The sequence below is a fragment of the Ancylobacter defluvii genome (genome assembly GCF_018390605.1).
Taxonomy (GTDB): Bacteria; Pseudomonadota; Alphaproteobacteria; order Rhizobiales; family Xanthobacteraceae; genus Ancylobacter; species Ancylobacter defluvii.
Map to the genome: position 1 here is coordinate 184,278 of NZ_JAHBGD010000019.1, position 13,711 is coordinate 197,988.

General features: G+C 68.1%; 6 protein-coding genes. 4 read left to right on the top strand and 2 right to left on the bottom strand.

What is annotated here, in order from left to right; translation table 11 throughout:
* The first annotated feature begins 209 nt into the window (after positions 1-209).
* From KHC24_RS14980 to KHC24_RS14995, 4 genes are all read left to right on the top strand, one after another.
* Positions 210-1,226 (top strand): hypothetical protein, encoded by a 1,017-nt coding sequence (locus KHC24_RS14980; protein ID WP_213364112.1) that lies wholly within the window; start codon positions 210-212, stop codon positions 1,224-1,226.
* Positions 1,227-1,550: 324 nt separating this feature from the next.
* A complete protein-coding gene (locus tag KHC24_RS14985; protein WP_213364113.1) occupies positions 1,551-8,957 on the top strand; it encodes a type I polyketide synthase in 7,407 nt (2,468 codons plus the stop codon).
* The gene (locus KHC24_RS14990; RefSeq protein WP_213364114.1) at positions 8,954-10,339 is read left to right on the top strand and encodes an aminotransferase class I/II-fold pyridoxal phosphate-dependent enzyme; all 1,386 of its coding nucleotides are present in this window, start codon (positions 8,954-8,956) and stop codon (positions 10,337-10,339) included. Before KHC24_RS14985 ends, KHC24_RS14990 begins: the two co-directional genes overlap by 4 nt.
* An 11-nt stretch (positions 10,340-10,350) precedes the next feature.
* The gene (locus KHC24_RS14995) at positions 10,351-11,748 is read left to right on the top strand and encodes a capsule biosynthesis protein (RefSeq protein WP_213364115.1); all 1,398 of its coding nucleotides are present in this window, start codon (positions 10,351-10,353) and stop codon (positions 11,746-11,748) included.
* Here KHC24_RS14995 and KHC24_RS15000 read toward each other — a convergent pair.
* Together KHC24_RS15000 and KHC24_RS15005 are read right to left on the bottom strand one after the other, a co-directional pair.
* Complete coding sequence (locus KHC24_RS15000) at positions 11,708-12,361, bottom strand: ABC transporter ATP-binding protein (protein WP_213364116.1); 654 nt, start codon at positions 12,359-12,361, stop codon at positions 11,708-11,710. The two genes, KHC24_RS14995 and KHC24_RS15000, sit on opposite strands and share 41 nt — an antisense overlap.
* Before the next feature lie 12 nt (positions 12,362-12,373).
* On the bottom strand, positions 12,374-13,534 hold the full coding sequence (locus tag KHC24_RS15005; protein WP_213364117.1) for a KpsE/RkpR family capsule polysaccharide export protein: 1,161 nt from the start codon (positions 13,532-13,534) through the stop codon (positions 12,374-12,376).
* Positions 13,535-13,711: the final 177 nt, after the last annotated feature.

Below are 13,711 nucleotides of genomic sequence, written 5' to 3' on the forward strand. Positions count from 1 at the left end.
CCCCACAGGGTCGCCCCAAGCCGGGCCCGGCTTGCAGGATGCCTCGCCGGTCTCTAAACATCGGCGTCATCCCACAGCTGGCCCTTGGTGATTTGCGAACGTCCTTTTCCGTTCCCGCTCCGTCGCGTTCCGGCAAGGCGAGCGAGGGAATTCCGACCCGCCGACCCCATTGACCGCGACGTGAGCTTTCCCCGTTTCTGGTGCGTGCCATGAGAACAATTCTGCACGTGGGAACCCACAAGACCGGGACCACCTCCATCCAGCAGTTCGGCAACCGCAGGGCGCAGCAATTGCGCGAGGTCGGGCTGTGGTACCCCGGCTATGACCTGATCGGCCTGAAGCGGCACCCCGCCCATCACGATTTTTCCCATGCGGTGGCCGGCACGCTGTCGACCCTCAGCTTCGAACAGGCCAACGACTTCATCGCTGCCATCGCGCAGGGCGCCGGCGACGCCAGCCACGTCCTGCTCAGCGCCGAGCCGATCTATCGCCACCTCATTCCCACCAAGACCAAGAACAGCGCGGAATACTGGGCCGCCCGCGACGCCTATATCGCCCGGCTCGCGGAAGTGACCGCGCCGTTGCAGCCGGAGATCCTGATCGTGCTGCGGCGGCAGGACGATTTTTCCCGCTCGCTGTATCAGGAGAACGTCAAGGCCCGGCACATGAAGCAGGACTTCCGTAGCTTCCTGAAGACCCGGCTGCCCAATTTCCAGTATCTCGAACAGATCAATCTGTTCAAAAAGTACTTTAAAATTGTCGATATTGCTATTTTCGAGGATCTGGCCGAAAATGGGGAATTGATACGCGATTTCTTCCGCCACATTGGTATCGAAATAGGCAAGATTGACAAGATAGCGGAATTCAACGAAAGCCTCCCTATTGAGCTTGTGGAATTCAAGAGGCAGCTCAACATGACCGGGCTGTCGAAGCAGCAATTGGCTTCGATTTCACGTGTCCTGTTGGATGTTGGGCAAAATACCGACGAGTTTCTGCGGCGCTCGGATCTGGACTGGATTCCCGCCTCGGAGATGACGGCGTTCATGGATCGTTTTGCGGAGGCGAATGCGCAGATTTTTGCCATGATGAAGAACCCACCCAAGCGCGATACGCTCTTCCCTCCCGGGCGCCCGCGTTCGGAGGTTTTCGGGGAACTCTCCATGGAGCGCTTCAAGGCTATCAATGCGCTGGTATTGCAGCGGGTACTGGCGGGGAGCGCGGTTTAGACCTCCCGGTATTTGAGCACTAAAGATTGAGCCGAAGATATTTGCGGGCTCGCGAGGGACGAACACAGGCTGGACGGACGGCACGGATCTTGATTGTCGACCCGGCAGACAGACCCGGCGGTTCGGGCCGCGGGAGACTGGTGCGCCGCCGTCGATGTAATATGTTCTCAACGGGGCGTGGGTATGCGGTTTGAAATTGCAGGGGCGAGCTGCTTGGTGGCGGGGAGGGAGTCGGAAACGTTCTGCCGCAGCGAAGCGTCCGTTGTTCGGTACTAGAGAGTGAGCGGCTGGATGGCTCGTGGCGTCAATCGATCTCGGCCCGAAGTGGCAGTCCTCGGATATGCCTGCAGGCTTCCGGGCGCGCAGTCGCCGGAAGAGTTCTGGAATGTCCTGGTCAAGGGCGAGTGCACCGTTTCCGACAAGCCGGTCGGACGCTGGGATGTCGATCGCTTCCTGCATCCCGGCCCCGCTCCAGGCTATAGCTATACTTTCGCCGGCGGCTATCTCGACGACCCCCTCGGCTTCGACGCCGGCGTGTTCGGCGTCTCCCCGCGTGAGGCGGCGCAGATCGACCCGCAGCAGCGCCTGCTGCTCGAAGTGGTGTGGGAAGCGCTGGAGAGCGCCGGCATGGTGCCCTCCCGCCTGAGCGGCAAGGGCATCGGCGTCTATGTCGGCGCCTCCAATGTCGACTACCAGACGCATACCTCCGTCGACCTCGCGGCGATCCAGAGCCATTTCATCGCCGGCAACTCGCTGTCGATCATCGCCAACCGGGTTTCCTACGCCTTCGACTGGTCCGGCCCGAGCATGACCATCGACGCGGCATGCGCCTCGTCCTTTGTGGCGCTGCATCAGGCACTCCGGGCGCTGCGCGACGACGAGATCGACCTCGCCGTGGTGGCGGGCGCCAACCTGCTGCTCTCGCCGGCGCCGTTCATCGGCTTTTCCGCCGCGCGCATGCTCTCGCCGACCGGCCGCTGCCGGCCGTTTTCCGCCCAGGGCGACGGCTATGTCCGCTCCGAGGGCTTCGCCGCCATCGTGCTGCGCCGCCTCACCGATGCGCGGGCCAATGGCGAGGCGGTGCGCTCGGTCATCGTCGCCTCGGGCATCAACTCCGACGGCCGCACCGTCGGCATCTCGCTGCCGTCGGCGGCCGGCCAGCGCCAGCTGCTCGATTCGGTCTATGACACGCTCGACCATTCCGTCGACCGCCTCGCCTTCGTCGAGGCGCACGGGACCGGTACCCCGGTGGGCGACCCCATCGAGGCCGGCGCGATCGGCGCCAGCATCGCCAAGAAGCGCTCGGCGCCGCTGCCGATCGGCTCGGCGAAATCGAATTTCGGCCATCTCGAGCCCGTCTCCGGCCTTGTCGGCCTGCTGAAGGCGTCGATGGCGCTGCAGCACCGCTGGCTGCCCAAGACGGTGTTCCTCGACGAGCTCAATCCCAATATCGACTTCGCCGCGCTCAACCTGGCGCCGACCAGCGAGCCGCTGGCGCTCGCGCCCGGCGACGAGCCGCTGCTGGCCGGCGTGTGCAATTTCGGCTTCGGCGGCACCAATGCCCATATCGTGCTGCGCGGGCCCACCCTCGACGAAGCGGCGGGCGCCACCCCGGCCAAGGCGACCGGGACCGGAGTGCCGGCCGCGACGGCGACACAGCTGCTGATGATCTCGGCGCAGAGCCCCGACGCCCTGTCCGCCTTGGCGCTGCGCTATGCCGATGCCGTGGAGCGCGAGGCGACGCCGCTGCCGCTTCTGGCCAATGCGGCGGCGCATCGCCGCGAAGCCATGGAGCACCGGCTGGCGATACCGCTCGGCGCCACCGCCGACGTGGCGCGCGCCCTGCGGGAAGCCGGCGACGGCACGGCCCCCTCGCTCGGTGCCAAAGGCAGCGTGGTGAAGAGCAGCGCGGTGAAGGGCAGCGATCTGCGCGCCGATGGCAAGATCGCTTTCGTCTTCTCCGGCAATGGCTGCCAATGGGCCGGCATGGGCCGCCGCGCCTATGCGCTGAATCCCGCCTTCCGCGCGCAGATCGACCGCATCGACGCTCTCTTCGCGCCGCTCGCCGGCTGGTCGATCGCCGCGCGGCTCGACGACGCCGATCTCGCGGCGAGGCTGAAGGAAACCTCGACGGCGCAGCCGCTGCTGTTCGCCATCCAATCGGCGATGGTGACGGCGCTGGGCGCGACCGGCGTCGCCCCGCACATGGTGCTCGGCCACAGCGTCGGCGAAGTGGCGGCCGCCTGGGCCGCCGGTGCGCTCGGCCTCGAGGAGGCGGTGCGGCTGATCCATCTGCGCAGCCTGCACCAGGAGCGCATCAAGGGACAGGGCCGCATGGCGGTCGCGGCGACCGGCGCCGCCGAGGTGCAGGCTTTCCTCGACCGTCACGGGCTGGATCGGGTCGCCATCGCGGCGGTGAACGGGCCGGCCTCGGTGACGCTCAGCGGCCCGGCCGAGGACATCAAGACGGCGCAGCAGCGGATGCGGCAGGAACGCATCCCTGTCATCCTGATGGATCTCGACTACCCGTTCCATTCGGCGCTGCTCGATCCGCTCGAAGCCGAGATGATCGAAGATCTCGGCGAGCTGCACGCGCGCACCGGCGACCTGCCGTTCCTCTCGACCGTCACGGGCGACGTGATGGACGGCACCGCCTGCGATGCCGCCTATTGGTGGCGCAACATCCGCCAGCCGGTGCTGTTCTCCGCCGCGGTGGAGCGGGCCGCCGAGCTCGGCGCCTCGATCTTCCTCGAAGTCTCGCCGCGCCCGATCCTCACCGGCGCCATCTCCGAGACGCTGAAGGCGCTGGACAGGCCGGGCGAGGCGATCGCCGGCCTCACCGACGACGACGGCAGGAACTGGGGCGATGCCGACCCGATCTGGGAGATCACCGCGCGGCTGGTCACCCGCGGGGCGGATGTCGACCAGACGGCGATCTTCGGCACGGAGGCCGCCAATACCGTCGACCTGCCGCTCTATCCCTGGCAGCGCTCGCGCCACGCTTTGCCGCAGACCTCCGAGCGGCTGAAGTTCTTCGGCGCCAACTTCACCCTCGGCCAGCGCCGGCATCCGCTGATCGGCTCGCGGGTGACCGAAGGCGCCAATGAGTGGCGCCAGGCGCTCGACATCAAGATGCTGCCCTATCTCGCCGACCATGTGGTCGACGGCACGCCGCTGATGGCCGCGGCCTGCTATCTGGAGATGATCCTCGCCGTCGGCCGCGACATCCATGGCGCGGTGCCGCTGGCGGTGCGCGACCTCGACATCGAACGGCCGATGAGCCTGCCGCCCGAGGGAATGCGCGAAATCTCGATGCGCTACACGCCGGAGAACGGCGTTGTGGAGATCTGGAGCCGCCGGCGCCTCAGCTCCGACGACTGGGTGCGCCACGCGCATGGCCAGGTGCTGGCCTTCACCGGTACGCCGGGACTGCCGCCGGAAGGCCCCGGCCCCGACCGCCGCCCGGTCTCCGGTCCGCTCGAGGTCTACAGCGCCACCCGCGCCGCGCGGCTGGACTACGGCCCGAGCTTCCAGCGCGTCATCCGCCTCGACCGCGATGCCGATGCCCAGATCGTCGAGATGAACGCGGCGGAAACGCCGCTCGGCGCCTTCGCGGCCGAGCACGTGCTCGACCCGACCGGTTTCGACGCCAGCCTGCACGGGCTGCTGCTGTCCCGCGCGGCCACCGCCGAGGGCGAGGTGCGCTGCGACCTGCCGGTGCGGCTGCGCTCCGTCACGGTGCTGAAGCCGCACAGCCCGATCCGCAAGGCGATCGTGCGGCGCACCGTGGAGACCAGCACATCCACCACCGTCGACATCGCGCTTTACGCACCGGACGGTGAGATCGTCGCGCTGCTGGAAGGCGTGTATCTGCGCGCCGTGGTGCTGTCGCGCCGCAGCGCCGACCAGCGCGTGCTGCGGCTCGACGAGGTGATGAGCCTGGCCCATGCCGCGCCGCCGGTGCTCGACCTCGCCCATGCCGCACCCGTCCTCGACGCCGCGGCGTCGGAGGCGGCAGCGCCGGATGCCTGGCTGCTGCTGCAGGCGTTCACCCTGTCGCTGGCGCGGCGCTGGCTGGAACGCGAAGGCACCGCACCGCACGGGGTGGCGGAGCTGACCGCCTCGCCGGTCGCCCAGCGCGTCGCCGCGCTGGTGGAGCAGTTCGAGGCCCGCGACGGCCGGCTCGAGCTGCCGGAGCCGGAAGTCATCCTCGCCGCCATGGTCGAGGGCATGCCCGCCGCCCAGGCCGAGATCATCCTCGCCTCGCACGCGCTGGCGCATCTCGACACCGCCTGCCGCACCGGCGAGGCCGCCGCGCTCACCACCTCGCAAAAGGAGCAGGTGAAAGCCGAGCTCGCCATCTTCACCGCCGGTCGCGAGCGGCTCGCCGCGACGCTGGCCGCCGCGGTGAAAGCCAGCGCGCCGGCGCCGCTGCCGGTGCTGTGGGCGCAGCCCTGGGATCTCGGCCTCTGGCGCATGCTGGTTCCCTATCTGCGCGACGACGCCATCCTGCTGTCGCTGGCGACCGACAAGCGCGAGGCCTTCGATGCCTTCCTCGCCCATCACGGCCGCGGCCTGACGCTCGGCCATGTCGATCTGACGGAGCCGCCGGCCGGTGCCGGCCGCTTCGACCTGCTGATCGGCGGCGACGCCGGCGCGACCCGCGCGGCGGCCCGGCGGGTGAAGCCCGGTGGGCTGGTGGCGCAGCTGGCGCCGAAGCCGGATCCGGTGGCGGAGCTGCTGCTGTCGCTCGCCGGCCTGTCGGACGAAATCGGGGCAGGTGAACGCAATGCCGGCGAACGCAATGCCGGCGAACGCGGCGCGCCGTTCCATATCGGGCTGCTGCGCGACCAGTTCCGCTTCGAGGATGCGCTGCCGGAATGGAGCGACAGCTTCACCCGCCTCGCGGTCGGCCGCATCGCGCCCAAGGAGACGGAGCCGGTCGCCCCGGTGTCGATCATCGTTCATGGCGCCGCCGGCGCGGCGGCGCAGGCGATCCTCCACGAACTGGCCGATCTTGCCGAGGTAAGCGTGGCCGGTGACCGGCTCGACGACGCCGACATCGAGAACGCCACCGATCTCCTGCACTTCATCGACACCAACCTTGGCGCCGCCCAGGCGAGCGAGACGCTGAAGCAGCGGCTGCTCGGCCTGGTGGCCAGCCTCGGCGCGGTGGCGACCAGGACGGAGCGTCTGCGCTACTGGCTGGCGCTGGCGGTCACCGCCGGCGATGGCACGCACCCCGCCGGCGAGCCGCTGGCGACGGCGCATGCGCTGCGGGCTTTCGCCCGCGTCGCCCGCAACGAATTCCCGATGATCGACATCCGCGTCGTCGAGTTCGATGCGCAGGTGGCGCCGGCGACGGTGGCGCTCGATCTGGCCGCCACGCTGCTGCAGAATTCGCCGGAAACCGAACTGCGCATCGCCGGCACCGGTGTCTTCGTGCCGCGGGCCCGGCGCGGCGCCCGCCAGCGCATCCAGCCGGTGTCGGACACCGCGCGGGCGGTGCTGCGGCCGAAGAACGCGCTGTCGACGCAGGACATCGCCTGGAGCATCGAGCCGCGGCCGGCCCCGGCCGGCGACGCCGTCGAGATCGAGGTCGCCTATACCGGCCTCAATTTCCGCGACGTGATGGTGGCCTTCGGCATCCTCGACGAGGACCTGCTCTCGGGCGGGCTGACGCGCGCGGCCTTCGGCTTCGAATGCTCGGGCACGGTGACGCGCATCGGCCCGGACTGCCGCGCCTTTGCGCCCGGCGACCGGGTAATGGCCTTCACCTCGGGCGCCTTCGCCTCGCATGTCGTCGCCGCGCCGGCGCATGTGCAGAAGGTGCCGGACGGCCTGTCGCTGGAGGAGGCCGCCACCATCCCGGTCGCCTTCGCCACCGCCTGGTATGCGCTGGAGGAGGCCGGACGGCTCCGGGCCGGCGACCGCGTGCTGATCCACGGCGCCGTCGGCGCGGTCGGCATGGCGGCGATCCAGATCGCCCGCCGGCGCGGCGCCACCGTCTACGCCACCGCCGGCACCCCGGCGCGCCGGGCGCTCGCCTGCGCGCTCGGAGCCGAGCAGGCCTTCGATTCCCGCTCGCTCGACTTCGTCGACGCGCTGCTCCAGATCGGCGGCGTCGACGTGGTGCTGAATTCGCTGTCGGGCGAGGCGATGCGCGAGGGCGTACGGGTGCTGCGCCCGTTCGGCCGCTTCCTCGAACTCGGCAAGCGCGACTACCTCAACAACACCACGCTGCAGCTGCGGCCGTTCGTGCACAATCTGAGCTATTTCGGCATCGATCTCGACGAGTTGCTGAAGCACGACACCGCCAGCGTCGGCCGCATCATGGGCGCGCTCGGCGAGCATCTGGCCGACGGCTCGCTGCGGCCGCTGCCCTATCGGCGGTTCCGCGCCGACGATGTGGCGGATGCGCTGCACCTGATGCGCAGCGCCGAGCATCTCGGCAAGCTGATCGTACGGCCGGCGCGCATGGGGGCGGTGGATCCCGGCGTGTTCCGCGCCGCGCCCGACGGCGTGCATCTGGTGGTCGGCGGCACGGCGGGCTTCGGCCTCGCCACCGCCTTCTGGCTCGCCGATCGCGGCGCGACGCAGGTCGCGGTCGCCTCGCGGCGCGGGGTCATCGATCCGGCCTTCGCCGACAGGGTCGCCAGCTATGCGGCGCGCGGTGTGACCTTCACGCCGTTCCCGCTCGATGTGACCGATGCTTCGGCGGTGACGGCGCTGGTCGGCGAACTCAAGGCGCGCTTCGGCACGCTCAACGGGGTGATCCACACCGCCCTCGTGCTCGAGGACGGCATGCTGTCGAGCCTCACCCCGGCCAGCCTCGACACCGTGCTGAAGCCCAAGGTCGACGGCGTGCTGGCGCTGGACCGCGCGACGCGCGGCGCGCCGCTGGATTATTTCGTCGTCTATTCCTCGGCGACGACGCTGATCGGCAGCCCCGGCCAGGGTGCCTATGTCGCCGCCAATGCCTTCCTCGAAGGCGTGGCGCGCCGGCGCCGGCAGGAAGGCCTGCCGGCCATCGCCATCGGCTGGGGCGCGATCTCCGACACCGGCGTGATCGCCCGCGACGCCGAACTGGCCGAGCGGCTGCGGCGCACCACCGGCGTCAACGGCATCACCTCGGCCGACGGCCTCGCCCAGCTCGGCCGGCTGCTCGCCGACCAGGACAAGCTCGGCGCGGTGCATTTCTTCGCCGATATCGGCCATTCGATGGTGGCGGAAAAGCTCGCCATCCTCACCTCGCCGACCTTTGCCGGCCTGCTGGGCGGGGAGAGCCGCGACTTCGAGGAGGGTGAGACCGACTTCGCCAGCCGGCTCGCCGGCAAGTCGGAGGCGGAGGCCAAGCAGATCCTCGGCGAGGCCATCGGCCGGGAAATCGCCAAGATATTGCGGCTGGCGCCGGAGGCGGTCGACGCCAAGCGTCCCTTGGGCGAGATGGGCATGGATTCGCTGATGGCGCTGGAGCTGCGGCTGGCGCTGGAGCAGAGCTGCGGCATCGAGATGCCGATCATCTCGATCAGCGACCGGACGGTCGAGGACATCGTCGCGCAGGCGCTGCCGCTGCTCCAGGGCGACGGACGGGACGCGGCCGAGACCCCTTCGGAGGCCGATGCCATCGCGGCCGCCAAGCTGGAATCCTTCAGCCTGGCGCCGAGCGAGACCGAGAGCACCGCGGCGGCCATCGCCCAGCTCGACTATAGCGGAGAACGTCTGACATGACGGGGCGGGACACGCCGGACCGGCTGTCGCAGGGACAGGTCGGTGCCCTCATCGCGCAGATGCGCTCGGTCAAGGCGGCGGACGCGCCCGGTGCCCAGCCCCAGCTGCCCAAGGCCAAGGGCTTCACCCAGCTCGCCGCCTATCAGGCCATGGCGCAGCAGAAGGCGGTAAGCGCGACGCTGGGACTGACGAGCCCCTATTACCGCCAGCACGAGACCAAGGCCGGCCGTTTCACCCAGCTCGACGGTCGCAAGGTCCTCAACTTCACCTCCTACGACTATATCGGCCTGAACGGCCATCCGGAGATCTCCCGCGCCGCCGTGGAGGCCATCGAGAGCTTCGGCACCTCGGTGTCGGGTAGCCGCATCACCTCCGGCGAGCGGCCGGTGCATGCGGCACTGGAGCGCTCCCTCGCCGCGCTCTACGAGGCCGAGGATGCGGTGGTGTTCGTGAGCGGGCATGCCACGGCGGTGTCGGCCATCGCCGCGCTGCTGGGGCCGAACGACCTGCTGCTGCACGACGCCTGGATCCACAATTGCATCGTGGTGGGGGGACGGCTGTCGGGCGCGGCGCGGCGCAGCTTCGCCCATAACGACCTCAATGAGCTCGAAGCCATGCTCGCCGCCGAGCGCGGGCGCTTCGACAATGTGATGATCGTCACCGAGGGCCTGTTCTCCATGGACGGCGACGGCCCCGATCTGGCGGCGCTGGTCGCGCTCAAGGAGCGCTACGGCTGCTGGCTGATGGTGGACGACGCGCACGGCCTCGGCGTGCTCGGCGCCACCGGGCGCGGCATCGCCGAGCATTGCGGCGTAGACCCCAAGCACATCGACATCTGGATGGGCACGCTGTCGAAATCGCTGGCGAGCTGCGGCGGCTATGTCGCCGGCTCCGGGCCGCTGGTCGACCTGCTGAAATTCGGCGCGCCGGGGCTGGTCTACAGCGTCGGCATGCCGGCGGCCACCGCCGCCGCCGCCAATGCCGCCCTGGCGGTGATGCTGCGCGAGCCGGAAAGGCTGAGCCGGCTCAAGGATAACGGCCATGCCATGATCGCCCGCCTCGCCGCGCACGGCCTCGACCATGGGCTGGCCTGGGGCTACGGCATCGTGCCGGTGATCATCGGCGACGCGCTGCAGACCATCCTGCTGGCGGAGCGCCTGCTGGAGCGCGGCGTCTACGCCTTCCCGGTGCTGCCGCCCGGCGTGCCGAACCACTCGGCCCGGCTGCGCTTCTTCGTCTCCAGCGAGCACACCGCCGAGGACATCGAATACGCCGTCACCACGCTGGTGGAAGAAAAGCGTGCGCTTGCCGAAGCCGGCCTGTCGATTGCAAATCTTTCGCAATTGCTGGCCCAGCGAAACGGTGCGACGCGCACGCGCTAGGAATGTCCCGCATGTCCGGTCCGGTGAGGACGCTCCTCTTCCTGCAGGGGCCACCGTCGCATTTCTGGCGTGAACTGGCGGCCTCGTTCGAGGCCGCCGGCCATCGCGTCATCAAGGTCAATTTCTCGACCGCCGAGCGGCTGTATTGGGGGCGGCGCAACGCCCTCTCCTATCGCGGCCGTCTGGAGGACTGGGGCGACTGGCTCGCCGAACGGATCCGCCGCGAGGGCGTGACCGACGTGGTGTATTACGGCGACCAGCAGCCTTATCACCGCATCGCGGCGCATGTCGCTTCGGGGCTCGGCGCCACGCCCTACGTCATCGAGTTCGGCTATCTGCGGCCGGCCTGGATCACGCTGGAGCGCGGCGGCATGGGCGGCTGGTCGCATTTTCCCAACGACCCGGCCAGCATCCGCGCCATCGCCGCGCAGGTGGACAACGTGCCGGAAGAACGCGTCTTCCCCTATTCCTTCGCGCAGGAAGCCTTCAACGAGGTCTTCTATCACCTCGTGAATTACTTCTATTTCTACTTTTTCCCGCGCTATCGGGCCGACCGTTTCTACAATCCGGTGCTGGAATATGCGAGCGCGCCGCTGCGCTGGTTCCGGCAATGGCGGCGCAGCCGGAAATATAGCGCCGCGCTGGCCGCCTCGATGGCCAAACCCTTCGTGCTGATTCCGCTGCAGCTGCAGAACGACTACCAGATCCGCTACAACTCGCCCTATTCCGACCAGCGGCAGATGCTGCGGGAGGTGTTCGCCTCGTTTGCCCGGCATGCGCCGCCCGACCTCGGCATCGTGGTGAAGCAGCATCCGCTGGATGTCGGCCTCATCGACTGGTGCCCCGAAGTGATGAAGCTGGCGCGCGAGGCCGGCATCGCCGACCGGGTGACGGCGATCGACGGCGGCGTGCTGTCGGAGATGCTGGAGCGCGCCGAATCGGTCGTCGTGATCAATTCGACGGTGGGGCTGCATGCGCTGCGCATCGGCCGCCCGACCAAGGTGATGGGCGTGGCGCTCTACGACATCGAGGGACTGACCTCGGACGCGCCGCTCGACCGGTTCTGGAGCGATCCCGGCCGGGTGGACATGGAACTGCTCGACGCCCTGGTGCGCGGCCTCGCCGGCACCATCCAGCTGCCCGGCTCGTTCTACAATCCGGAAGGCAGCGCCCATGCCCGTGCAATCATCGTCGAGCGGATATTGACGGGAACCGTCAATGGCGCGGGCGCCTTCGTCGATCCGCCGCCGCGCCTCGTCGCCACGCATGCCGCCAATGCGCACCGCCGCGAGCGGCTCAGGCAGCACGAACTGAAGCGCGGCCGGATCAAAAGCGGCCGGCTCGGCGACAAACGGATCGCGGCAGGCGCTACATCATCATCTGACGATAGCGCTCGATCGCCTCGTTGAGGTCATCGAAGATCAGCAGCTTGCCGTTCGCCAGGATCATCCCTGTGTCGCAGTATTCCTTGATGGTCGACACCGAGTGCGACACCATGATCAAGCCCGAACGCGCCCGACGCTCGGCAAACGCGGCCGCGCAACGCTGCTGGAAGCGGGCGTCGCCGACGGCGGTGGTCTCATCCACCAGATAGACGTCGAACTCGACCGCCATGGAGACGGCGAAGGCCAGCCGCGAGCTCATGCCTGACGAATAGGTGCCCACCGGCGCATCGATATCCGGCCCGAGCTCGGCGAAATCATAGACGAAATCGAGGGTCTGCTTGATGTTCGCGCCATAGACCCGCGCCAGGAAGATCGCGTTCTCCCGGCCGGTCATCTTCGGATGGAAGCTGCCGGAGAAGCCGAGCGGCCAGGAAATCCGGGTGTTGCGCCAGATGCGGCCCTTATTGGGCTCCTCCGCACCGGCAACCAGGCGCAGAAAGGTCGACTTGCCGGCGCCGTTCTGGCCAAGCAGGCCATAACTGCGGCTTGGATTGAAGGCGACGGACACATCGTCCAGCACCATCTTCTTGCGGAAATTGACCATGTAGTATTTGGTCACGTGATCAACAATGACCATGGTTATCCATCCTCATTTGCTGCCACTCAATTGTTGCCTGAAGCGGATGAGGGCCGTGCCGCCGCCCCACAGGCAGATCAGCGCCAGAATGCCGAGCAGGATGTTGCGCGTGCGCTTCGGCCCCGAAGGCTCATCCGCCAGGCTCGGCTGGACAAAGGTATTCAGATAGAGTTGTTGACGCTCGCTATTGATGCGCGCGCGCTCGAAATTGGACGCGGCTAGCGTGTACATGCGTTCCGCCAGCGTCCGGTTGAGCTCGATCTCCTCGAAGCGGGTGATGACGCTGGAGATGGTGTTCTTCCCCTGTCCGGCCGGCGAGGTGAGCTGCCGCTCCAGAATGTCGATCTGCTCCTGGGTCGCCTCTTCGCGCCATTTCAGCAGCTGAAGCTGCGGCGCATTGGCGTTCAACGTGCGGGAGCCGGTCGAGATTTCCTGGCGAAGCTTAAGCTGCTCGGCCTTGAGGGTGGCGATCAGCCCCTGGATGCCCTCGGCGGCGGTCGTGGGGTCCAGCATGCCGACATCGTTGCGCCAGTCCTTCAGCGCCGAGCGCGCCTCGCGCAGCCGCTCCTCCGCCCGCGCGACCTCGTGCTCGCTCGCAGAGATCAGATCGCGCCGGGCGCGTTCGCCCAGCTGGTTGACCAGCTGCTCGCTGAGATCGACCACCGCACGGGTGATGGTGACCGCGTCCTCCGGCGAGAACGCGTTGACCCGCACGGTGATGATGCCCGACGGCATCTCGACCGACGTCGTCACCTGGCGGCGCCAATAGCTTACCGTCTCCTCGATCGGCGCCCCGACCTGGAGCCGGCTGAACCAGTCCACATCCGATTTGTTGAACAGCGTGGAGAGCTGGATCTTCTGCTCGAGCGCTTCGACGATGGCCCGGCTCTTCAGATATTCGACGACGATGGTCGAATCCTGGAACTGGGTGACGGAAGGCAGGCCGGTGAGCGCCGTCACCGTATCGAGGGAGGTGGTATCGCCCGCCCGCACGGCGAAACGTGCCTCCGAGTAGTACTGGCTCGAGGCGATGAAGAGATAATAGATGGTCAGCAGAATGGACGGCGCGACGACGCAGAGCAGAAAACTCGTGCGCGTCACAATCTGCAGCGGCGCCGCGAGCCAGGGCATGCGACGCACGAACAGCGCCGCCTTGCGCTGCCCGGCCGCCATGTTGCGCACGCGGGACTGACGGGCAGCCCGCCGCAGATCGTCCGACAACCTAGAGCTGAAAGCCAGGAGTTCGTTACGACGAGTCGTGTCAGTCATGGGATGCGAGGCTGACTCGACACTCATGTGAATTCAGGGCTTTCTGCCAGAGGGGGGTAAAAAGTGACCCACATAGATCTA